Source organism: Paenibacillus nitricinens, assembly GCF_052056485.1.
Classification (GTDB): domain Bacteria; phylum Bacillota; class Bacilli; order Paenibacillales; family Paenibacillaceae; genus Paenibacillus_AQ; species Paenibacillus_AQ nitricinens.
The window spans coordinates 6645279-6668659 of record NZ_CP183948.1; the positions used below are offsets into that span (position 1 = coordinate 6645279).

Annotated in this window: 22 protein-coding genes; 9 read left to right on the top strand and 13 right to left on the bottom strand. The window is 43.0% G+C overall.

The window, feature by feature from the left end; translation table 11 throughout:
• Positions 1-3 precede the first annotated feature (3 nt).
• Positions 4-546, bottom strand: a complete 543-nt coding sequence (locus ACN6KS_RS29565) for a hypothetical protein (RefSeq protein WP_094868438.1) — start codon at positions 544-546, stop codon at positions 4-6.
• Between the two features lie 95 nt (positions 547-641).
• Here ACN6KS_RS29565 and ACN6KS_RS29570 point away from each other — a divergent pair, with 95 nt between their 5' ends.
• Positions 642-1556: a phosphatidate cytidylyltransferase gene (locus ACN6KS_RS29570; RefSeq protein ID WP_042192888.1), complete on the top strand. Its 915-nt coding sequence runs from the start codon at positions 642-644 to the stop codon at positions 1554-1556.
• 1 nt (position 1557) lies between these two features.
• On the opposite strand, the gene ACN6KS_RS29575 is transcribed toward ACN6KS_RS29570, so the two are convergent.
• The 8 genes from ACN6KS_RS29575 to ACN6KS_RS29610 all read right to left on the bottom strand — a co-directional run bounded on the left by ACN6KS_RS29575 (position 1558) and on the right by ACN6KS_RS29610 (position 10461).
• The gene (locus ACN6KS_RS29575; RefSeq protein WP_440961039.1) at positions 1558-2616 is read right to left on the bottom strand and encodes a copper amine oxidase N-terminal domain-containing protein; all 1059 of its coding nucleotides are present in this window, start codon (positions 2614-2616) and stop codon (positions 1558-1560) included.
• Between the two features lie 92 nt (positions 2617-2708).
• Positions 2709-3455: a uracil-DNA glycosylase family protein gene (locus ACN6KS_RS29580; protein WP_094868440.1), complete on the bottom strand. Its 747-nt coding sequence runs from the start codon at positions 3453-3455 to the stop codon at positions 2709-2711.
• Between the two features lie 20 nt (positions 3456-3475).
• Positions 3476-4699: an amidohydrolase gene (locus ACN6KS_RS29585; RefSeq protein WP_440961040.1), complete on the bottom strand. Its 1224-nt coding sequence runs from the start codon at positions 4697-4699 to the stop codon at positions 3476-3478.
• 109 nt (positions 4700-4808) lie between these two features.
• Positions 4809-6443 carry a methyl-accepting chemotaxis protein gene (locus ACN6KS_RS29590; protein WP_440961041.1) on the bottom strand — a complete coding sequence of 545 codons (1635 nt, stop codon included), beginning with the start codon at positions 6441-6443 and terminating at the stop codon, positions 4809-4811.
• Positions 6444-6487: 44 nt separating this feature from the next.
• The gene (locus ACN6KS_RS29595; protein ID WP_280788064.1) at positions 6488-7252 is read right to left on the bottom strand and encodes a polysaccharide deacetylase family protein; all 765 of its coding nucleotides are present in this window, start codon (positions 7250-7252) and stop codon (positions 6488-6490) included.
• Positions 7252-7854 (bottom strand): YkoP family protein, encoded by a 603-nt coding sequence (locus tag ACN6KS_RS29600; protein ID WP_440961042.1) that lies wholly within the window; start codon positions 7852-7854, stop codon positions 7252-7254. Before ACN6KS_RS29600 ends, ACN6KS_RS29595 begins: the two co-directional genes overlap by 1 nt.
• 25 nt (positions 7855-7879) lie before the next feature.
• Positions 7880-8476, bottom strand: coding sequence for a sensor domain-containing protein (locus tag ACN6KS_RS29605; protein ID WP_094875332.1), 597 nt, complete (start codon positions 8474-8476; stop codon positions 7880-7882).
• 197 nt (positions 8477-8673) lie between these two features.
• Complete coding sequence (locus tag ACN6KS_RS29610) at positions 8674-10461, bottom strand: helix-turn-helix transcriptional regulator (protein WP_094868446.1); 1788 nt, start codon at positions 10459-10461, stop codon at positions 8674-8676.
• A gap of 220 nt (positions 10462-10681) precedes the next feature.
• Here ACN6KS_RS29610 and ACN6KS_RS29615 point away from each other — a divergent pair, with 220 nt between their 5' ends.
• The 4 genes from ACN6KS_RS29615 (at position 10682) to ACN6KS_RS29630 (ending at position 14341) form a co-directional block, all read left to right on the top strand.
• A complete protein-coding gene (locus ACN6KS_RS29615; RefSeq protein WP_256990334.1) occupies positions 10682-11263 on the top strand; it encodes an RNA polymerase sigma factor in 582 nt (193 codons plus the stop codon).
• Positions 11264-11360: 97 nt separating this feature from the next.
• Positions 11361-11960 carry a DUF4179 domain-containing protein gene (locus tag ACN6KS_RS29620; RefSeq protein WP_341135989.1) on the top strand — a complete coding sequence of 200 codons (600 nt, stop codon included), beginning with the start codon at positions 11361-11363 and terminating at the stop codon, positions 11958-11960.
• Between the two features lie 349 nt (positions 11961-12309).
• A complete protein-coding gene (gene guaC / locus ACN6KS_RS29625; protein WP_094868449.1) occupies positions 12310-13293 on the top strand; it encodes a GMP reductase in 984 nt (327 codons plus the stop codon).
• A gap of 157 nt (positions 13294-13450) precedes the next feature.
• On the top strand, positions 13451-14341 hold the full coding sequence (locus ACN6KS_RS29630; protein ID WP_094868450.1) for a diacylglycerol/lipid kinase family protein: 891 nt from the start codon (positions 13451-13453) through the stop codon (positions 14339-14341).
• Positions 14342-14440: 99 nt separating this feature from the next.
• Here the strand turns inward: ACN6KS_RS29630 and ACN6KS_RS29635 are convergent, their stop codons facing one another.
• The 3 genes from ACN6KS_RS29635 to ACN6KS_RS29645 all read right to left on the bottom strand — a co-directional run bounded on the left by ACN6KS_RS29635 (position 14441) and on the right by ACN6KS_RS29645 (position 16956).
• A complete protein-coding gene (locus ACN6KS_RS29635; protein WP_440961043.1) occupies positions 14441-15622 on the bottom strand; it encodes a multidrug effflux MFS transporter in 1182 nt (393 codons plus the stop codon).
• A 258-nt stretch (positions 15623-15880) separates the two neighbouring features.
• Positions 15881-16393, bottom strand: coding sequence for a DUF2798 domain-containing protein (locus ACN6KS_RS29640; protein ID WP_341135991.1), 513 nt, complete (start codon positions 16391-16393; stop codon positions 15881-15883).
• Positions 16390-16956, bottom strand: coding sequence for a TetR/AcrR family transcriptional regulator (locus ACN6KS_RS29645; RefSeq protein ID WP_341135992.1), 567 nt, complete (start codon positions 16954-16956; stop codon positions 16390-16392). Before ACN6KS_RS29645 ends, ACN6KS_RS29640 begins: the two co-directional genes overlap by 4 nt.
• 347 nt (positions 16957-17303) lie before the next feature.
• On the opposite strand from ACN6KS_RS29645, the gene ACN6KS_RS29650 reads away from it, so the two are divergent.
• Positions 17304-17705, top strand: coding sequence for a RidA family protein (locus ACN6KS_RS29650; protein WP_341135993.1), 402 nt, complete (start codon positions 17304-17306; stop codon positions 17703-17705).
• 129 nt (positions 17706-17834) lie between these two features.
• Here the strand turns inward: ACN6KS_RS29650 and ACN6KS_RS29655 are convergent, their stop codons facing one another.
• Positions 17835-19247 (bottom strand): alanine/glycine:cation symporter family protein, encoded by a 1413-nt coding sequence (locus ACN6KS_RS29655; RefSeq protein WP_341135994.1) that lies wholly within the window; start codon positions 19245-19247, stop codon positions 17835-17837.
• 199 nt (positions 19248-19446) lie between these two features.
• Here ACN6KS_RS29655 and ACN6KS_RS29660 point away from each other — a divergent pair, with 199 nt between their 5' ends.
• The 3 genes from ACN6KS_RS29660 to ACN6KS_RS29670 all read left to right on the top strand — a co-directional run bounded on the left by ACN6KS_RS29660 (position 19447) and on the right by ACN6KS_RS29670 (position 23242).
• Positions 19447-21012 (top strand): catalase, encoded by a 1566-nt coding sequence (locus tag ACN6KS_RS29660; protein ID WP_094868455.1) that lies wholly within the window; start codon positions 19447-19449, stop codon positions 21010-21012.
• Between the two features lie 140 nt (positions 21013-21152).
• On the top strand, positions 21153-22139 hold the full coding sequence (locus ACN6KS_RS29665; RefSeq protein WP_094868456.1) for an SDR family NAD(P)-dependent oxidoreductase: 987 nt from the start codon (positions 21153-21155) through the stop codon (positions 22137-22139).
• Positions 22136-23242, top strand: coding sequence for an undecaprenyldiphospho-muramoylpentapeptide beta-N-acetylglucosaminyltransferase (locus tag ACN6KS_RS29670; protein ID WP_341135996.1), 1107 nt, complete (start codon positions 22136-22138; stop codon positions 23240-23242). Before ACN6KS_RS29665 ends, ACN6KS_RS29670 begins: the two co-directional genes overlap by 4 nt.
• Positions 23243-23381 lie beyond the last annotated feature (139 nt).

Below are 23381 nucleotides of genomic sequence, written 5' to 3' on the forward strand. Positions count from 1 at the left end.
CCCTTAGCTTTTAGGTTCGTACTCACTTAATTTGCCTCGATAAATCAGCTTCAGCCGATCGCTTTGCCGAAAATCATCCGGCGTTACGAGCGCGGGCAGCTTGTTCCATAGCTTAATGCCAGACCTCTCCAGAATTTCCGCTACAAACTGTGAGCAGAAGTAGGAGTTGCTGAATTCGACAGGTTCTTTCAGTGCGATACCAATCACGCCGAGAATATTATAGAGGTACTTTTGCCGGCTTCGGATAAAGACTTTGAGTACCCGCTCCATTTTCTCCACTTCACGGGCTGTAACTTGAAGTTCATATAGAACACACGTCGTATTTGGATATTTGCTGAACGTGCCCGTCTTAATATTCTCCTTCACGAACCCTCCGTTTAGAGGGTTGCTTGGGTGCTTTCTGCCAAAGCTATATAACTCGGAAAGCTCCCGATTAAAGGAGATCGAGGCATGATTATAAGGAGCTCTCGTGTAGCCTTGGATAAGCTTCGTAAAGAGCGTTCCGGTGTTCGTAAGCAAGATAAAGACCGATGGATCATCTGCCATTTACAATTTTCCCCTTATCAAGATTGAACGTTTCCTTCATAATAACATATGAACCCATTAATGGAATCTACTCTACGACAAGTTGGTGATTAGCTATCGACCGCTCTCTATTAACGGTAATCCTGATTTTTGCGGCCTTATCGGCCATTCACTTGATGTATGTAGTTATAGGCAAATTACAGCCCAGTAAAGACTATACGGGTATCGGCTTCCGCATCAAAACCTGGTGGGGCATGCTTTTTATCTTTTGTTTAGCTACTCTCTTTAATCCAGTCGTCTCACTGTTGGCACTAATGGTGCTGACCTTCTTCGCACTCAAAGAATATTTCTCCATGATAAAGTCACGAAAATCCGACCGCAGATTATTTCTGTGGGCGTACTTATCCATTCCTCTACAGTTCTACTGGATTTATATCGAGTGGTACGGGATGTTTATTGTGTTTATTCCAGTCTATGTTTTCTTACTCCTACCGCTACCTAGGCTTATTAATAAAGGGACCGTTGGCTTCCTGCGTAGTGTTAGTTCAACCCAGTGGGGATTAATGCTGATGGTTTTCGGACTTAGTCACTTAGCCTATTTTCAATTTGCTACACCGGAGTATGGGGCGGGGCTTGTATTATTCCTAGTAGTGCTGACACAGCTGAATGATGTGGTCCACTATCTCGCATCCCTCTATATGGGAAAGCGCAAAGTGGTCCCAACTGCCAACCCGTATTTGACCTGGGAAGGTTTTGCCTGTGCATTTGTCGTAACAACCGGGGTCTCCTATTTGATCTATCCCTACCTGACGCCGCTCAACCCAATTTTCGGTTTCCTGTCAGGCATGTTAATCAGTTTGAGCGGCTTCTTGGGTAGCTTAACGGTTTCCGTGCTGAAGCGAGATTTGCTCATCGGTGATGGTGATAAATTCGTAGCTTTAAAAGAAAGCTATTTAAGCCGTGTAGACAGCTTGACCTACACCTCGCCGGTCTTTTTCCATGTCATCCGTTATTTCTTCGATTTCATGTAAATTAGTTTTCTACAACGATTTTGGTCGCTTGGCCGATAGGTGGCAAGCTCTTGGTTAACATCGGACCGTAGAACGCATACACTTTGTCACCTTTTTTCAGCTCACTTGTGGCAATCTTCTGATTATCTTTCGTGCCGAGAATAGTCGTAGTGTCTGTAGTATTTAGAACAATCGTCTCGAAGGAAGAATCACTGAGCTTATCGCCTTTAATTACAACGCGGGTCATGCCATTATCTGAAGAAGTAACCTCTTCGATCACGCCAACCGTTCCCAAGGTCTGCTGATCCGGAGCTTGGTCTTTCACAACAATCTTGATCGCGCCCGCCAATGGCGGCATGCTCATAGCCATGACCATACTGTGCTCAACCTCGATGGACATGCCTAGCTGCAGATCAGCAAAGGTTAGCTTCTTATTATCAGCAGATACGATTTCCGTTTCATCAGAAATGCCTAAGCGAACGCCATGACCATAGCCGTTGAGGCCGATTTCAGCATTTTGCTCGCCCTTATAGATACTAGTGATTGATCCTTGCTTGATCGTGTCTGAGGCAGTCTCTCCATTTCCTTGTTCCTTGGAATTAATCGATATGGTTCCAGTTGGTCCTGCGACTACTTCAAGCTCCAATACTTTTTCGAAGAAAGATAATGGAACATAGGTTTTACCGTTCTTTAGCTCTGGTACAGCACCTAGCGAATGAATTAATGTGCCATTACGGTAAGCATCTTTTGCAATTTGAAAGGATATCGACTGGCTTTCTTTCTCAAGGCCTAGCGATTGAAGGCTTTGAGTCCATGTTAACTTATATCCAAGCGCTTCCGTTGCTGTACGGATAGGGATCATAACTTCCTTACTTGAACCTACGTATAGCGGAACATCGACTGGGGAGAAGCCGTTACCATCAATGACTAGCACATATTTTAGACCACCATAAGAATCCTGCGGCACTGAGGAATTAGCCGCTGGTGTGACTGGAGCTGGCTGGATTGGGGCAGCAGAGATGACGTTCGATGCTATGAGCGTGCCAGCCAGAACCGCTCCGATTACTTTGAATGTTTTCATAGTGAATTATACCTCCTGAGATGAATGAAATTGTGTTACTCTATCATTCTTGACGGGAGGTCCAGAACAAATGTTGCGATAAGATTGATCACTCAGCCGTTCCATAAATGATCTTGGAGCGTCTTTGTCATGTTATCTCGCTGGCTGGCAAACTGTTTAAATCTATGTCCGTTCGCTCCAGAAGGATGAGGAAATCCCCATAAACAGCGGTGATCATCGAGCTTATCCTCAGATACCAACAGCTGAAGCATTTCCTCCACCGTTTTTCCTAAAGGAATAATTAAAGCTTGGCTCAGGATGCCCAGCTCCTGCTCTAACGACAATAATGCACATTCTCTAAGGAATGAATCTGATCGCAGCTTAGGATGTGCCCCACTATAATTTTTCTTCTCTACAAATACAGGAAAACGCAGTAAAGAGGTGGTATGCAAATTCGTTTGCTGCTCCTGAAACAATTGGTCACAAGAGGTAAGGTTCAAATACTGATGAAGGCCAAGTATATCTAGCATGCGAATTAACGTCCTCCTCATGGAGCCTGCGAATCTCGCCGCTTCTTTTGCTTTTCTGCATACCTCTTCATCTGAAAACCCGGCTTTCAACCCAATGACTGCTTCTTGTATGGCTATTCTCATTTGTGTAAAACCGGGTGTTAGCCCGATAATAATCACCTTTGCAGAGGGATTGATGTATTCATTGTGGGGTGCATAGTACATTTCAAGCTTCCCGCTTCGCTTCATTAGAAGCTCATCCACCTGCAGATCGTCTTTCGATAGCGCGGTTCCCTTCGGAAGAGAGAGCATCGCAGCTTTATACTGTTGTAAATGGTTAGAGATGAGCATGTCATCCACCTCTCATATCCCTATAATGATCCACTCACGAGACGCCCTTCGAACCATACCGCTTGACGGTCCGCTCTTCTTGCTACTGCTTCGGCCGAGCAGCTGGCATGCAGTAACACAAAGCTTGCAGTGTTTCCTACTTTTGGCCATACCTGTTCACCCTTAAGATTAAGAGGCGTTATCCCTCCTGTTATGAATCTAAGGGATTGCGATAGTGACCGTTCATCACTACACCCATATAACTCTGCGTACCGTCCCGCCTTCTCCAATTGATCTCCATTTCCAAAAGGAGACCAGTGATCCGTAAGGCTGTCTGTTGCCAGTTTCACTTGTACACCTTGGCTGTGCAGCATCGGTAATGGCATCATCATTCTTCCAATAGGAACTGTGGATGCAATACCCATACCAAGTGATGCCATCCGTGTAGCCATTTCTTCTATTTCCTGCTGCGGAGCACCTGCGAACCAGAATGCGTGACTAACGGTCACCTTGCCCTGTAAGCCAGCTTCTTCTGTGAGATCAGCCAAACGCGACAATGTCTGTTTTCCTGCTTCTTTTCCATCATGTAAGTGAAGATCAATGCCAGCATTATTCATTACCGCTAGCTCGACCATGGTCTGGAGTGACTTCTCGATATCTCCATCCACGGAGTATGGATCGACACCACCTACATAGGTTGCCCCCTCTGCCAGAGATTGCTTTACTAATTCAACAGAATTAGAGCGAAGCAGACCATGCTGCGGAAAAGCTACAATTTCAAATGAAATTTTTCCGGAGAAGGTATCCAAAGCTTGCAGGGTTGCTTCTAAACGCTTCAGACCGCTGACAGGCTCAATATTACAATGACTACGCACATGTGTCGCACCGAAACGCTGTATAAGCGTCAAGATGCTCTCCGCTTGTTGTCTCGCCATAGGCAGCAGCTTAGGCAATAATACCTTCTCTTCCTCAATGCGTTCGAAGACACCGGCCGCAGGCTTTACCGCTTTCCAGGGTCCAGCGAAATATGTTTTATCTAAATGGATATGCGCCTCCTCAAAAGAAGGAAGCATCAATAACCCTTTGCAGTCATATTTAGGTAGATGACTCTGAAGCTCTACGTCCGCTCCAACCACTTCTGAAATCTTATCTCCGTCAATTCGGATATGACAAACCTTCGTATCCGTACCAACCACTTGTCCATCCTCAATAACATAACCCTGCTCTAATCTTATATTGGTTAACCAGTAAGAAGCATTCAACATGCTACCCCATCCTTTTCTCAACGATTTAATATAGGTGCGAACCACTTTATCCTAAATGGTACCATAGCCCTTCCTATATAAAAATGTTTGAAAGGTTTTTAGCATAAGACTATATCGTAAATATCCCAACTTCTAACTTTAAAAATACAGATAACTCGCTGAGTTCTCTAAGTCTGGTCGTCATCTCATCGATAGTCGCAAGTTGCTCCTCCGTGGAAGCCGCTACTTCCTGTGAGGAAGATGCCGACTGATCAATGAGCTGCGAAGATTGCACTAGCGCCTTCAATGATTCATGTGACATGGTAGATAACTCACCAAATATGCCTTGAATGCGCAGCGTGCTTTGGGTCGTTAGATCAACCTTCTGTACGATCTCCTCTAGGGATTGTTGCCCTTGTAATACTAAGTCATTCTGTTGATTGACCACTTGTTGACTTGATTCCATCGTTTTGACCGCTGCATTCGTATCCGCTTGAATCGCGCCAACAAGCTTGGCAATCTGCTCGGCTGCTCTTTCGGAACCTTCAGCAAGCTTACGGATCTCTCCTGCAACTACTGCAAAACCTTTCCCTTGCTCTCCAGCGCGGGCCGCTTCAATGGCTGCATTAAGCGCGAGTAGATTCGTCTGACTGGCTAATTCGGAAATCACGAGAATAATCTCACCGATTTGGCTGGATCGGTTGTTCAGCTGTGCAATGGTTTCTGTTGAGTTTTCAATGGAACTAACCATAGTTTCCAAATGATCTACAGATGCCTGGTTTGCACGCTGGCCAGTTTGCACGGCTTTTATTAAATGATTGGAATCGTGAACTGTATTTACCGTCTCCTGCATAATTTCCTCGGAGATTTCAACTGTCCGTTCCATCATCGTGAGTACTTGCCGCACATGTTCTGCTTGCTCCGTCGACCTCACAGCCATATCCGTAATAATCGTTGTGATTTGCTTGGATGTCTCATTTGTCTGCTCTGCTGAAACTTGAAGTATCCCTGCATTTTCATTCAGATGATTGGCCTGTGACGTGACATTCCTGACGATGGCCCGAATGTTATCCAGAAACTGATTCATAGAATACGCCAACATCCCAATCTCATCATTTCGCTTCATGTCCAGCTTCTTAGTCAGATCGCCTCCGTGTTCAACAAGCTCCATTACATGCTCATTGATTCTGCGAAGCGGTCGTACAATAAGGCGGGTTAAGATAATGAAGAGTAAGACAATAAAAATAATCAGAGCGATAACAAAACCGCTTATAATTAAATATTGGTTATCCATCATAGGCTCCAAAATCTGTTTTACAGGCATCACCAGCACTAACTTATAATCTGTATCGCCGATTCTTGTAAAGGCATAGACATTCTTCGAGTTCTCCGTACCACTAGTTCCCGTAGATTGTGCTATGACCTGACCGACTTTTTGCAGCTGTATGTCCGGTTCATCAGATATAGCTTTGCCTATAACGTGCTTAGGGTTCTGGCTTGCTACATATCGACCAGCTTTATCTATGACAAAATAATAACCTGCATCCTCCCTCATTCCAGCCAAGCTCTTCTCGAAATCATTCGAGAATCGACTATTTAGTTTAGTAGAAGTAAGCTCCACCTTATAGTTAAGCTTTTGTTCAACTTCATGACTGAGAATTTCATTAAACTTAGAAAATGTATACATACATAGACCTGCAAAAATCAACACCATGTATACTACAGCAACGGTCATAACGATAGTTCGAACGGTTTTCTTTTTCAATGTCGGATTTCCCTTCCAATCTAGTGACATCATGTCATCCATAGCTACAGATTAATCTGACCGTGATGGTTGACTCTGGATCTAGCTTCTCCAATACGACTAGCTTCCTTGTTGAGCAGCTCATCCACCCGCAGGCCCTTTAACCCCCTTCTAGGAATCTCCTTTAAGACCTCTTCCAGTCCTGTGATCATGTTCAATGGCGCTTCTTCATCTGCCCAAGGCGTATCTCCACTGTCGTGAAGAACGATGATGGAGCCTGGTTTAATTTTTTTTAATAAGGCATGCTTTAATTGCTCTGCACTAACTGACGCTTTCCAGTCTCCGACCATAACAGACCACAACACGATCTGATAAGACTTCCTTATTAAAAAGAGATCCCCTAGATTCACAAGACCCCAGGGTGGCCGGTAAAAAATAGGACGTTCGCCTGTGATTCGTTCCACAATGTCAGCTGTTCGATCTACTTGCTTCCGTCTATTCGTCCATGGGGAGTAGATCCAGTTAGGCGTATGCGTATAATTATGAATGCCTATCTGATGTCCTTCCCGGTGCATTCGCTCGATTATATCCGGGTATTGCTCAGCCTTTTTGCCTAATACGAAGAAGGTCGCTTTAACGTCATGCTCATGTAACAAGTCCAGCAGTTCAGGTGTATAACAAGGATCTGGGCCATCATCGAACGTAAAAGCAATTTCCTTCACGGCTCCTCCTTCCGTATGAACCCCCCATCCCCAAATGCGGGTAATCACAAAAGGAACGATCATAAAGAGAACAATTATATCTATAGCTAGAATAATGAACGTTAGCATCAGGAAACCGCCTCTTTCCTTCGAGGAGCAAACCGTGCTTTCAAAGACTGCTTACTAAGCACGAGCATCTTAGGAGACAACTTCTCCGTGCTGTCCTCAACGCGATGTTTCCCCTCAGGATGCAGCATCCGAAGTAAGAACCGAAGATAGATTCCGAACCATCGCCGCTGCCATTTGGACTTGATAGGATGCTGCTCAAACCCTATGCCATGAATGATCCCGCGGTGAAGTAGCGTAATCCCCGTTAACGCCTGCACTTTGCTAAGTTCTGGATTGCTATCCAGTTCACGACTAATCTCCTTCATAGCCTCACGAAGCATGCGTGCAGTACGGATACCCGCTCGATCTGCACCAAATGTACGTGTCAGCTGCACTACCTGACGATTATCCAGATGAAGCTCCCCCACCCAATCACCGGGAAGTATCTGGTGCCCATCTTGGCAGACCACACTTTCCCCGTGATACTTCACCACTACCAATTTACATATCCCATATGTGCGCACAGACTGACTGCGAAATTTGGTTATGACAGCAAATATGCTCTCCCACATCATCCAAAGAGATTGCGAGAATAATTTTATAAATGAAACTGAAGCTACCATTATTCTTCCTTCTTCCCGTTTAAGTTTATCTTCTAGCAAAATCTTTTACTAAACGCCGCGTATACCTGCCGATCATCTTTACCAGACTGTTTCCAAGATAAGCACCTATCCATAGAAATAACGCACCTAACAGCATGAAAAAAAGTGAGATGCTCAGCGTATTATTTTCAATCCCGAATACCGATATAGAAGAGATGCCGAGTAAGTACAAGACAGGTGCGAACAAAAGAATAATAGGAGCCAAGTAAAAAAGGGTTGCACATATTAGACTGAGCATTCCGATAATACCCTGCAGCATCAGTCCTATAATCGCTCTCCAGTTATGTTCATTTAGAAACTCTGCCCTAACCCTTTCCCACATGCTTCCTTCTTCTTGAGATCGGGTTGGAAGCGTGCGAACGGAGATATCCGTATAGATTTTCGTTCGAATTCGCTCATGCTGTAAAAAGGTTTCGGTAGAACGCAAAACATAATAAAGGATCGGAATCCCTACTATGGTGAAGGACATTGCAACTCCAAAGGTGATGCCTACCAAATAGAAGCAAAGGTAAAACAGCCCTGTGGCAAAAGTAATTAATAAGAAACAGAAATTCCTCACATGTTTCCGGATCATTTGATTCATCTTCTTCTCTCCCTCTCTGCAATAAAAATTTGTTCATCTAAGCAACTCCCATGCTAGCGCTTCTGATGTAAAATCGACCAGTGCCGTAATGTCATATGACAGTTTTTCATACAAAAAAAGCACCCTATTGCCTACTCCCGTAAGGGAATATAGACAACAAGGTGCTCGCGCTTCAATTTCAGATCATTCGGTTTTAGTTATTCCAAAGTACCAAAGGCTTTCTCAACAGCCTCTTCGCGATTCCGTACACCTAGCTTAGCATAGATGGTAGAAGCGTAATTTCTCACCGTGCCATCGGACAAATACAATTTAGCTGCAATAGACTTATAACGCATGCCCTTTGACAGGCATTCTAGAATTTCCAGCTCGCGCGGGGTCAGCCCATACTCATTACTCTGCTCAGTCTGCGCTTCAGATGTTGGATGCATCTCATAATGATCAATTAATACATTCGTAATAGCTGGTGTTATCATCTTCACACCCCGATGTACGAGACGTATCCCTTCGAATAGCTCCTGCGGTTCAGTAGACTTTAACAAGTAGCCATCTGCCCCGTTTTGCAGTGCTTCGACTGCCAAATCTGTTTCTTGAAAAGTAGTCAGGATCAGCACGCGTACCCCTGGCCACTTTTGCTTAATAAGCTTCGTTGCTTCCGCACCGTCCATGTCTGGCATATTTAAGTCCATTAGCACCACGTGAGGTTGATCCTGTTCGCAGAAGCTTACTGCTTGCTCACCATTCTCTGCTAAACCTATGATCTCAAAATCGGGTTCCTGCTCTAAAATAATTCGCAGACTATCCCGGATATAAGGCTGATCATCTACCAGTAGTAAGCGGACCGTTTCCTCCTGTATCTCTTCAAGCCTCGGCAAACTACAGGTCACTAAGGTCCCTTCTCCTAACTTTGAATAAACATACACTTGCCCTTGCAAGTTAGAAGCTCGTTCCTTCATCGCGTTCAGACCAAACCCTGCTGTTAAATCCTCTGCGCCTAATCCATTATCCTGCACATCCAGCCGGATCAACTTCTCTTCGTAATGGAGACTAATGACAATTTCACTGGCTTGACCATGGCGTACAGCGTTGGTTATTGACTCTTGCAGACATCTGTATAATGTCATTTGAGCCTGCTTGGATACTGTGTAGGCCTCTCCGAACGTTCTTAGGCGAATCTTAACCTTAGAGAAGGTTTGAAAATCATCCACTAATTTCTGCAGAGACTGTATAAGCGTCAACGAATCCTGCGAAGAACCCACTTGGTGCAAATATCTCCGAACGTCATCTAGGCCATGGCGAGTTAGTTTTAACAAGGCATCTATCTTTTGCGCCCCGTCCGAAGTGTTCACCTCCGTACGTAAAGTCTCTAGCCCCATAAGAATGGATGTATAAGAATGCCCCACCGTATCATGCAGATCTTTGGACAACCGATCTCGTTCTTCCAGAAGTGTCATACGCTCGACTTGTGAGATATACTGCTCCAAGACCGCATTCTGATCCTTAATGATTCCGCTCTGCTTGTGATTGACCATCAGTAAATGAAAGGCGAAGCCAAGCGTATACACCAAGCCAATATTCAAGATCATCGATACAGCATCCACTTGCTGTGACAACCTAGACAACAGAATTGGAATCAAAATAACCGTAATCGGTGCTGACCAACGATAAGACTTCTGTGCACTATTGCTAGCAATCATAAAGGCAGTAGGTAAAAAAGTTACATAGGATTCAGGAAATAGCGCAGCCAAATATAAACATAGACCACCCGAAAGAAGGATCTCCGCAATCAGATAATATTTATAATGCAGCTGCAAACAGAACCAAGGCACTGAAAAAGCGATCAAGCCCCAAACAAACGCGATCCAAAAAGGAATCGTAAAATTGTCCGAAAGATAACACATGGTAATCAATAAAGAAGTAGAAAAACAAATCCGAAACAGGAGGACGAGCCAATCGTACCAGAACCACTGTTTGACCAGATTAAACAAGACATTGCCCCCTATATACTGTGCTGACTTGACCTTTATTATAGTGTAACCCCCTGGGACCTTACTAGTTACAAAAGGTCATGAGTTGGAATGACATTTATGCTGATGCTACAAATTCCATAGAGGTCACTATCGACGTCTCTGAGATTCTAAACAAAACAATGTCACAAATCAACGACTTGAAATTGTTATATAAACGAAAAGCAAAGGAGGTGATCGCTTGGAAGAAGCTAGACCTAGTGGCGCTGCTACAGAGCAAATAGAGGCCGCTGTTTCACTGGTTAAGTCGGGAAATCATGAGGCTTATACATCTATCATCCACAGATTTGAAAAACCCATGTACATCTATTGCTATCATCTGCTCAAAAACCGGGAAGAAGCTCAAGATGCCGTTCAAGAAATATTCATCAAAGCTTATCAAGATATTCACCGTTATGAGCCTACTGTCTCCTTCTCTGCATGGTTGTACAAGCTTGCCTATCATCACAGCCTAAACCTGCTAAAGAAACAGCATCGAAGGTTAAAGATTGTATCGTACTTCAAACAACAGGAGGAAGCCACGGAGCACATTCCAGAGCCGGAATCGCCTTTAACTGAGTTACTGACCTATCTCACTTCAGAGGAAAGGCACATTCTATTGCTGAAAGCAGTGGAGCAATACAATTTTGAAGAGATTGGTCAAATCATGGACTGTAAGGCAGCAACCGTACGAAAAAAATATCAGCGCTTGCGCCAGAAGCTCATGGAACAAGCCAATAAACAACGAAGGGCAGGCGGATTATTTGCGCAATCCAACGAATGACAGACAAATGGAACAAATTGAAAGCATGATCCGGGAAACCGGGACGCCACAGTATAGCCTTAGTACACAAATCATGAACCGGATAGGAGAGAATCCCATGAATAAAACCACTAAACGAGGACGTATGTTTAAGAAAACATTAATCGCCGCCACTACAGCAGCTGCACTTGGTCTAGGGATTATCAGCACTGGCTTTATCTCACCCGCTATGGCAGATACACTGGGACAAATTCCTGTCATAGGCAGTCTGTTCAATAATAACGTGGATAATGGGCTGAAGTTGGCTGCAGAGAATGGCCTTATTACCAAGCTCGGCATCAGCGATACCCATGAAGGAGTAACACTGAAAGTCTCTGAGGCTTACCACGATGGAAGCCGCCTGTCGATTGCCCTTGAACGCGAGGGAGTAACCACGACGGACGATCAGTTAATTGGACACTGGGAAAATCGGGAAAGAGGTCTTCTGGTGACAGAAGAATTTATCGTTCTGGTGAACGGTGAGCGAAATTTAATGAGCGTGATGCCAATCATCAATTCTGATCATACTGTACAAAAGAATGCTGCTCTGGTGGATATAATTCCCGAGGAAGGTGAGCAGCTGCCGGATGAGTTCGAATTAACCCTTCAGGTCAAACTAGCAGGGATTGATGATACTTATGAAATCCAGGTGCCTGTAAGCAAGGCAGAAGCACAATAAATTTCAAAGAAAAATGTAGCCCTTTCCGCTGAACAAACCGCAGAAGGGGTTTTTCTTTGTCTATATCGCTTGAATCGCTCGATGACCTCTAAACAACTATTTTTTTATATGATGGCCGGCATTGTATGATAGTACATATTAACGCAATACTCATTTCTTTGGTTCGTTATGAATAATCTGCTTTTTTATATGAATCATAAGCCGTACACCAAATCGTCGTATAATTAAGTCCAATTTACACCATAATGTACTAGAATTTTGACTTCTTGTTCGGAATGCTGTACATTACAAAGTGGACGAACAATAATCAAAACAAATACTATAATGTTCGCATTTAGAGGTGTATATAATGAAAAAAGTATTCGATTATGAAGATATTCAGTTAATTCCTGCAAAATGTATCGTAAATAGCCGTTCTGAGTGTGATACAACAGTCACCTTAGGTGGTCATACTTTTAAATTACCTGTGGTACCCGCAAATATGCAAACCATCATAGATGAGAAGATCGCCAGCTTCTTAGCGGAAAACGGCTACTTCTACATTATGCATCGTTTTGAGCCGGAGAAGCGTACGTCTTTCATCAAAGAAATGCACGCCCGCGGATTAATCGCATCCATTAGTGTCGGAGTCAAAGAAGAAGAATACGATTTTGTTGAACAATTAGCTAACGAACAGTTAATTCCGGAATTCATTACGATCGATATTGCACATGGTCATTCCGAAGCTGTCATTCGAATGATTAAACATATTAAACAGTATTTGCCTGCTAGTTTCGTTATTGCTGGAAACGTGGGAACTCCTGAAGGCGTTAGAGAATTAGAGAACGCTGGGGCCGACGCTACTAAAGTGGGAATTGGACCAGGGAAAGTATGTATCACGAAGATTAAGACAGGATTCGGAACAGGTGGCTGGCAATTAGCCGCACTACGCTTGTGTGCCAAGGCTGCAAGTAAGCCTATTATCGCTGACGGAGGCATTCGGACACACGGGGATATCGCCAAATCCATTAGATTTGGTGCTTCCATGGTCATGATCGGTTCCCTATTTGCCGGGCATGAAGAATCTCCTGGTGATACCATCGAGATCGATGGAAAGCTGTATAAAGAGTACTTTGGCTCCGCTTCTGAATACCAAAAAGGTGAAAAGAAGAATGTTGAGGGCAAAAAAATTGTTGTTGAACACAAAGGTGCTTTAGCAGAAACCTTGAGAGAGATGGAGCAAGATCTTCAGTCCTCGATTTCTTATGCTGGAGGCAATAAATTAGAAGCCATTCGTAAAGTCGATTATGTTATCGTTAAGAATTCCATTTTTAATGGTGACAAGGTCTATTAATCTAGAAGAAATATAAGAATTATGTATATATAAATAGGTGAGTAAGGCGACTTAGGTCGTTCTTGCTCACCTTTTTTTAGGTTGTTATGATTTCTGCTATACCACTTTGGGGTAATCATCTAATAGGTATTAGATTGAATAAGAGAGGATAATCCCTATGCCGCAAGCTATGATTATTATTAACCCCTCATCTGGTAAAGAAGAAGCTGGCGAATATGTCAGATATGCAGAAAGAGTTCTAGCTGATCAAGGTTACTTGGTTACGATCAAGGAGACAGCAAAAGAACTAGATGCAACTCGTTATTGTATCACTGCCTGTGAGGAGTGTTACGATCTAGTCGTCTCCATTGGCGGGGATGGCACACTTCACGAGACCATTAATGGTCTTATGAATCAGAAACAACATCCAAAGTTAGGTGTAGTCCCTTTAGGAACAGTTAATGATTTTGCCCGCGCGTTACAGATTCCACTGAATCCCGAAATAGCCATTCAAACCCTTGCTTCCTCTAACGTAAAGACAGTAGATATTGGTTGCTTAAATGACCGCTTATTCGGAAATGTTGTTGCTGTAGGTTCAATCGCCGGATCCTTATCCTCCGTAACAATCGAAGAGAAAACCAAGCTCGGCTCATTGGCATATTTGAAAGAAGGCCTAAAACAACTTACAAGCACTTCCCCGCACCCTCTTGTTATTCATTATGACGAGAAAACATGGCAAGGCGATTCCCCGCTTTTTCTCGCCGTGTTAACCAACTCCGTTGGCGGATTCGAGAATCTGATCCCTGATGCTGCGGTTGACGATGGTCTGCTTCACTGTTTTATTATTCAAGACCTCAGTATACTCAATACCATTACAGCCAGTATTTCTTTATTACTTGGCAGTCTTAAGGATCATAAAGACGTTGTCTATTTCACGGCCCAAAATGTAACTGTAAGCTCTCCAGAAGCTGTAAGAACCAATGTGGACGGTGAAGAAGGTCCGATTTTACCAATTTCGCTAAGTGTTCTCCCTCGTCATATCCAAGTCATTGTGCCGGAAGTAGACTAACAAATAAAAAGCAGTCCGGAACTCAAAAGGTTCCAGACTGCCATTATTATATGGATGCCCCGTTCCATACCTTCTCTTTGCAAATCACTTATAAAAATTCTATTCCGCTACAATAAACTTTCTACTTAATAACCACATTCCGCCGCTAATCCCTAAGAAATAGATGGGCATCGTCAGTAATGAACCATTATGCAGGGCGCTCATTCCCCATGTCGCCAAACTAACTAATAAGTAATATCCCAAGCTGAAGATCGCACCTGCTGTTCCCACAACATCCTGAAAATTGACAAGCGCAAGACTTAGACAATTAGGTAAGGCGATACCGGCCCCCATTAACATGACAAAAAGGGTTACCAAGATACATACGATCAGTATCATATCCGGCAACGTTCCGAGACTACATACTAATGTTAATAGTAAGGAACCGGTAGCCATGACTAGACAGCCGATGTGAATTATTTTTTCTGCGGCATAGAGACTCAATAATCTCTTGGACATCATTGCTCCCACTATCGATGCCAAAGCCACAACAATACCTAGAAAACCATATACTCCCGGTGAAATGTTAAAGTGTTCAATAAATATAAAGGGTGCTTCTGCATAATAGCTAAATAAAACTCCATTGATGCCCCCGATCAGTAACCCAAACACCAGTACACGTGGCAATGAGAGCATTCTTTTAACGATAGGCAGAATAGCCACCTTTTTTCTCGCGGAAACATCAGTCGTTTCTGGCAGCTTCCAAAAAGCATATACAAATAACAACACACTCATCGTTACTAGTGTAAAGAAAACCGCCCGAAAGCCAAAAGCTTGATCCACGAATCCGCCAATAAGAGGCCCTACGGCTGGAGTAAACGCAATCACCGCCGAGATTTGGGCAAACATGGCATGCCGCTTATTTCCGGATAAACTCTCACGAAGAATCGTTTGTGTAATGATTGAGCCTGTCGCTGCCCCAAACGCTTGAATGAAACGGCTGACCAGAAGTAGAGTAATGGATTCCGAGTTAAAACACCTCAAGCATCCAATACCATATACAATGAGGCCACCCAGCATGGCAGGTCTCCGTCCGATGAAATCAGAGAGCCAACCCCAACACAAAACACCTAAAGCAAATCCGATAAAATAGATACTTAATGTTAATTGTACAGAACTATTAGAGACCCCAAGTGCTACCGCAATATCCGGCAACGATGGAGTGTAGATCGTCTCACTGATTTGCGGAAAAGCCACAAGAACAATCATTAGCAGTAAAGATGGTGCTGCATATTTTTTCATATTAAATTCGCCCTCCTACAAGCTTATATCCTAGAACAACAAGAATATGAGCCTAGCTAGGGAAATGGGGGCATCATTATGGCAAGACGACTATAGATCATCATGTTCGATATTACCTTTCATTGTTAAGCTTTCTTTGTTATAGGAGGGTTTCAATTATTCGACTAAAATATCATTATATACGGTAATAGAAAAGCTCTCAAACGAAACGCTTCGCCTGAGAGCTTATTTATGTTACGAGTTTTTTTCCGAAAATCCTTATGCAGTTATACCAGCGGTGCTGGACTTCTTTTTATCCTGAGAAGCATGTAGCTTTACCATCACAAATCGTGCAAAAGGCTGGATCACTATACTTTCAGCGATCAGTGCAATCAGGAAATTTCTTGGCCAATTCGCTAAGAAGTGATGGAACGTATCAGAACTCAATCCATTCCCGATAATGTCTCCAATAAAGGTCATCACAAAAGACATTCCTAGTACGGTGAAAAGAATACGAAATAGAATTTTGGCATTGAAGCTATCACTAGGTTGTGTGAATTTAGCTGTCAGCTTTTCTGCGATACGCCCAATAACAACAGGCTCTATAATCATAACAATGACCCAAATGATCGGAAACACCTTAAGGATTGATAAGGCAACTTCCCCATTAAATTCTCCAACCGCTAAAATGACATTTAGTGAAGACATAAACAGAACGGTTAGTGTACAAATAATTGCACCGTATAATGCACCCTCTTTGCCGTTTCTCGGTAATCTTGTTTCTAAATTCATGATGTTCTTCCTTTCAAAATTGTCGGTAATAGTTTCGCAATAGTCTTTAAAGGTGCAGTAGATCGCTGCGTTTGACACAGCATGATCGCACCCTCAATCGAGGTTGTCATCCATAAAGCAATATCAGAAGCTAGTTCATTCGAGAAGCCTTCAGTTGTAAGCTTCGTGTAATAAATAGTCTGAATGTTCTCATAAAGTGAGTTACATGCTTGGCGGACAGGCTCACTGACTGTAGCCATTTCACTGACAATACTGCTAAATGTATAGCCTGTAAGCTTGCCCTCGGTTTCCAAGTTGTGAATTAACTTATTAAGCATAAATTGCGTGGCCTCTTGCGTAGAAGAATGCCTTTTAAAAATATCCTCCATATCTATTGTTATGGCTTCCTTTAGGCTCTTTAGACAAGCAATTAATAGCTCTTCTTTTCCATTTGGAAAATGATGATAGAGCGCTCCTTTGGTAACATCACAAGCCTTTAAAATTTCACTAACGCCTACACTCTTATAACCTTTTAGTTGAAAAAGGAGTGTCGCCTTCTCAATCATTAGTGATTTTGTATCCATAATTACGTATTCCCCCTAACATACCAACCGGTCTGTTTGTAATTATAACAACATAATATCCGCTAATGTAAGTGTTTTTTGTGCCGAGGGAGGCAAAGTTGCCGTCACGCATGGATTAATGTTATCATTCTGATGGAGTTATCTTACTTTAAATATGAAGGAGGAATACCTGATGAAAAAGAGATCCCTAAAATATTTATCTTTTGGTATTGGGTATTCTACTGCTGTTTTTTTCTAGAATTAATGATGGATAGGATAGGTCTGTCAAAAATTAAAACTAAAAAACAGTGGAGATATATAACCTAGCTATCGTTATGTATCTTCTATTTAAAGGAGACTTCATAAAAATGAACTTAAATAATCATGTGATTACAAGATATAATCCAGAAAATATTGCGAAACCCGTTGGTAACTATAGTCATGTAACAAAAATAAGCAGGAACGCTGAAATGTATGTATTTTCTGGTCAAATTGGAATTGATCAAAACAGTAATATTCCTACAGATTTTAATCAACAAGTAACAAATACAATGAGTAATATTGTGGAAGTCCTCTCTTCTCAAAAGCTGACTCCCGATAACGTAATCAAAATCAACATTTGGGCCACTGAAGAAATCGATTGGGATCATTTCTATGAAATTTGGAATAAAGTATTCGGGATGACGCCTCCTTCAATGACCATTGCTTATGTTAAAGGATTAGGTTTACCAGAATTAAAAATTGAGTTAGATGTGTGGGCGGCAGGTTAAATACTAGATTAAAAAAGACTGTTTAAATATTCTCTATGCAAAACGAGCCTATAGAAGCAATTCTAAAGGCTCGTTTTTCTAATCTGACAGCAAAAAGAGCTCAGTCTCCTGAGCTCTTCAAATACATTTCTATCTTTTTATATCTGAAGAATTGTCCCAACCTTCAATGTTCTCGAGCCCCGGAATGCTGTCTTTATAGAAAACAGGATCCTTCCCTTCACGTTTCTGCTGCTTATAATCCTTCAAGGCGGCAAAGGCCACTTTGGATAATAGCAGGATGGCAATCAAATTCACGATAACCATGAAGCCCATAAATAAGTCAGCCAAATCCCATACCAATTGAACCTTTGCTACGGAACCAAAAATAATCATCGCCAAGACACTGTATCTATAGAATAATAATACTTTTTTGTTGGAGTTCAAGAATTCTATATTAGTCTCACCATAATAATAATTTCCAATTAATGTACTGAAGGCAAACAATAAAATCATGATCGCTAGTGATCCAGATGCCCACGAACCAATATGCTCGCTTAATGCGGCTTGTGTCAGCTTGATCCCATCTAGCCCAGGCTGCTTGTAGGCATCAGACAGTAAAATAATAAATGCCGTACTCGAACAAATAAGTAACGTATCCGTGAGTACGCCCAGGGCTTGCATTAGCCCCTGTTTCACCGGATGACTTGTGGTTGCCGTTGCTGCAGCATTTGGCGCACTCCCCATGCCCGCTTCGTTAGAGAACAAACCACGCTTCACACCCTGTAGAATTACTGCACCAAGAGAGCCACCAGCGACTTGTTCAAATCCGAAGGCACTTTTCACAATGAGTGCGAGAACTCCCGGGAGCTCTGTAATATTAATCAGCATAATAATAAGAGCAGCCCCAATGTAGATTCCTGCCATTACCACCACAATATATTCGGACATTCTTGCGATACGCTTAACACCGCCGAAGATAACCAGCGCAAAGGCGGCAGCCATTATAAGGCCAAGAATGGCCCGATTGGTGCCAAATGAATTCTCAAAGGCCACTGTGACCGTATTCGATTGGACCGCGTTAAATACAAGCCCGAAGGATAATGTAATCAGAACCGCGAATATCGCTCCCATCCAGCGCTTGTTCAGGCCTTTCTCCATATAATAGGCAGGCCCACCGCGAAATCCGGTCTTATCCTTCACTTTATATACCTGTGCCAAAGTGCTTTCTATAAAACCAGACGCTGATCCAATAATGGCAATCACCCACATCCAGAAGATAGCCCCTGGACCACCTATCGCAATAGCAATTGCGATTCCCGTTATATTACCTGTCCCTACCCTCGCCGCCATACTGATGCAGAAGGCCTGGAAGGATGAAATACTATCTTTTGACCTTTCATTAGATCCTTTAAGAACCCGAAACATTTCTTTGAACATACCAAACTGTACAAATTTCGATCTTACGGTGAAATAAAGTCCACAAGCAATAAGAAGGATCACCAATATTTTCGACCATAAAAAATCATTTGTTACGCTAATCATACTATCTAAAAATTGTTGCATGTAATTCCGCCTCTCCATTCTGTCGATCCCAAGTTGCTAAGCTTATAACACATAGTATTTTCAAATATAACAGTCATTATTTCAAATGCCAATAAAAATTGTAACTTTCATAACATCTCTTGTCAGTGGGTTTCGCATACTTTTCAGAATTATGGTAGAAAATACTATACATATCTGAAGAAAGGTGGAGCTCTGCCCTATGGACAAGGAAAAAGAAGATATGACTTTAACGGATCGACAGGGTCATCCAATTACAGATAATCAAAATATACGGACGGTAGGCAATCGCGGACCGTCGACGCTCGAAAACTACCACTTTATCGAGAAAATATCTCATTTTGATCGAGAGCGTATTCCGGAACGTGTTGTACATGCTAGGGGTGCAGGAGCCCACGGGTATTTTGAAGCTTATGGAAAAGTAGGCGATGAACCCGTCTCGAAGTATACGCGTGCTAAGCTTTTTCAAGAAGCAGGCAAAAAAACACCTGTATTCGTACGGTTTTCTACGGTAGTTCATGGTGTTTACTCTCCGGAGACCTTTCGGGACCCCCGTGGCTTCGCCACAAAATTCTATACAGAGGATGGCAACTGGGACTTGGTCGGCAACAATCTGAAGATTTTCTTTATCCGTGATCCGCTGAAATTTCCTGACATGGTTCATGCTTTCAAGCCAGATCCCGTGACCAATCTGCAAAACCCGGAACGGATGTTTGATTTCGTATCGAACTCTCCTGAAGCTACTCACATGATTACGTTTTTGTTCTCTCCTTGGGGGATTCCAGCCAACTATCGGCAGATGCAGGGGTCTGGGGTCAACACCTATAAATGGGTGAATGAAAAAGGCGAAGCCGTCTTAATCAAATACCATTGGGAGCCGCTGAAACATGGCATTAAGAATCTCACTCAGCAAGCCGCTGAGGATATCCAAGCCAAAAACGTCAGCCATGCTACGCAGGATTTATATGAGGCTATTGCGCGCAAGGATTATCCTGAATGGGAGCTTTGTGTACAAATCCTGAGTGACGATGAGCATCCAGAGCTCGACTTTGATCCACTCGATCCTACTAAGCTTTGGGATCATGAACGTTTTCCATTTTTACCTGTAGGGAAGATGATTCTGGATCGAAATCCAGATAATTATTTTGCCGAGGTCGAACAGGTCGCTTTCGGGACTGGAGTTCTAGTAGACGGTCTGGATTTCTCGGATGACAAGCTGCTGCAAGGCCGGACGTTCTCCTATTCGGATACTCAGCGGCACCGGGTGGGCGCGAACTACATTCAGTTGCCGATTAATGCTCCAAAGACAAGGGTAGCAACGAATCAGCGGGATGGGCAAATGACTTATCATGTGGATAAGGCACCTGAGCAAAACCCACACGTGAATTACGAACCATCCTCGCTTGGCGGGTTAAAGGAGGCAACCCCTTCTGGCAAAGAACATCAACCGATGTATAATGATCGACTAGTTCGCGACAAAATTAGTCGGGCAAATGACTTCGGGCAAGCTGGAGATACCTATCGCAAGTTCGAGGATTGGGAACAGGATGAATTGATTCATAACCTGGTCGATGCACTGAAAATATGTGCGCCTGTCATTCAGAATAATATGATCGAGCATTTCACAAAGGCCGATCCAGACTATGGCCGTCGAGTGGCTGAAGGTCTTGCTCAAGCCCAAGCCGACCACAAGCATATAGGTACCTCGGATAATCGAGCCGGCGCGGAAATTGCGGAGCAATCCGGTAAACAAACCGATGGCTATTAGATGTTAAAAGAAGGGTTAAGGGACCTGTTATACGGGTTCTTTAACCTTTTTTTGATTTTGGGAGCTTTCGCTTTGCCATATTCACGTAACATATGAACACTATGATTGTTGTGTAGCTAAGATCATAGGAGGAACAAACCGTGCAAAATACAACCATATTAATTACTGGGGGAACCGGATCATGGGGAAGACAACTCGTGAAACGGTTATTGGAAAGTGACCCTAAAGAAATCAGAATATTTTCCCGCAATGAGTCACTTCAAGTAGAACTACAACAGGAATATCATCATAATCCCAAACTAACGTTCATCATCGGTGATATACGTGATAAGCAAGAACTGATGCAGGCTTGCCATCAGGTAGATTATATCTATCATTTAGCGGCCTTGAAGCATGTCCCGATCTGCGAACAACAACCGGACAGTGCGATGAAGACTAACGTACTCGGAACTCAGCATGTGATTCAAGCCGCTATTAAACATGGCGTTAAAAAAGTGATCTACGTCTCCACTGATAAAGCAGCTCATCCATCGAGCACCTATGGAATGACAAAATCACTCGGCGAAAAGTTAATGGTTCATGCCAATCTCAGACAAACCAAAACACAGTTTGTATGTGTGAGAAGTGGCAACGTCCTCGGCTCAACCGGCAGTGTGGTTCCCATTTTCAAACAAAGTATTGCGGATGAGGTAGACATTTCCCTTACAGATGCTAGAATGACTCGCTTTTTCTTAACCATAGATGATGCAATTACCTTACTCCTTAAAGCGACAGAAGAAAGCAGGGGCGGAGAAGTCTTTGTGACCAAGATGCCTGCTTGCAATATTAAGGATCTTGCCCAAGTCTTAATTGATAACTTATCAACTAGCACGATCCAAATCAATGAAACGGGGATTCGCCCAGGAGAAAGCTTAAGCGAGGCCCTAATTTCGGAATTCGAGAGTGCTTCTTCCATTCATCTGGATGATCACTATTATGTGATTCTCCCTCCTTTTCCTATAGAAGGGTTACAAGAAGCTTATGCCTCTTGCCCGCCTGTGGACTTCCAAAGCTATGATTCCAATCATGTGTTGATGAGCCAACCCGCAATAAAAGAAATGCTACAACAAGGTGGGTTCCTATCATGAGGCCCTCGATCGTATTTACAGGCGGAGGCTCCGCAGGACATGTATCTGGTAATCTAGTGTTGATCCCTAAATGTCTTGCAGAGGATTGGGACGTCCATTATATAGGTTCTGAACAAGGGATTGAGCGCAAGCTTTTGTCTGAATACAAGGAGGATGTGACCTACCACCCCATTTCCACAGGAAAATTGAGACGCTACTTCGACTGGAAGAATGTAACTGATGTATTCAAAGTCATGAAGGGCATCTTTCAATCCTACCGGCTCCTACGAGCCATCAAACCAAGTGTAATTTTTTCTAAAGGTGGATTTGTTTCTGTACCGGTCGTGATTGGAGCCAAACTTAACAAAGTGCCCATCATTATTTATGAACCAGACTTAAATCTTGGACTAGCTAATAAAATATCACTTCCGTTTGCCACTCATCTGTGTACAAATTTTCTGGATACTGTAACCAAATCTGCTTCACTCAAGGCCGTTCATGTGGGACCGCTCTTGAAGGAGCAATTCAAATTAGCGGATAAACAACGTGGTTTAGCCTTTTGCGGATTCACCTCTGTTAAGCCTGTTCTTCTTATTATGGGAGGAAGCCAAGGGGCACACAGCATTAACCAAATGGTGAACAATGTACTCGCTGAGTTGATAGATAAATTTCAAGTGGTTCATATTTGCGGGGAGGGAAAGGTTGATTATCACCTCTCTATGTCAGGCTACAAATCGTATGAATTCATTACAAGCTGTGAGCTGCCGCATTTATTAGCTATGGCGGATGTTGTCGTATCGCGTGCAGGCTCAAATTCTATGATGGAGCTTCTTTTTATGCAAAAGCCAATGTTATTAATTCCTCACACGAATGGTGGCAGCCGCTCTGGTCAACTTGCCCAAGCGCAGTATTTTCAACAAACTGGACTCGCTGAAATGTTACTTGAAGAAGAGATGACTAATCAAACCTTTGTTCATTCGATTATGATGCTATACGAGAACCGCTCTACTTACAAAGATAAGATGAAGCCTTATGAGAACGGCAGAGGAGCCTATAAGGTAATGAATTTAATCAAACAAGTAAGCGGCGAGGACTTAACAATGTTCAAGGCAGGTACGGTGTAGATGGGAATGAAGCTAGCGAATTGGTTACTCCTCTGCTTTATCGCTGTCGTCTGTATCTTGGTTTATTTTGGACAAAGGATCCTATAATAAACATCTCTAAATTGTACCGAACATTTTTGGAATGGGTATAATTAAAGCA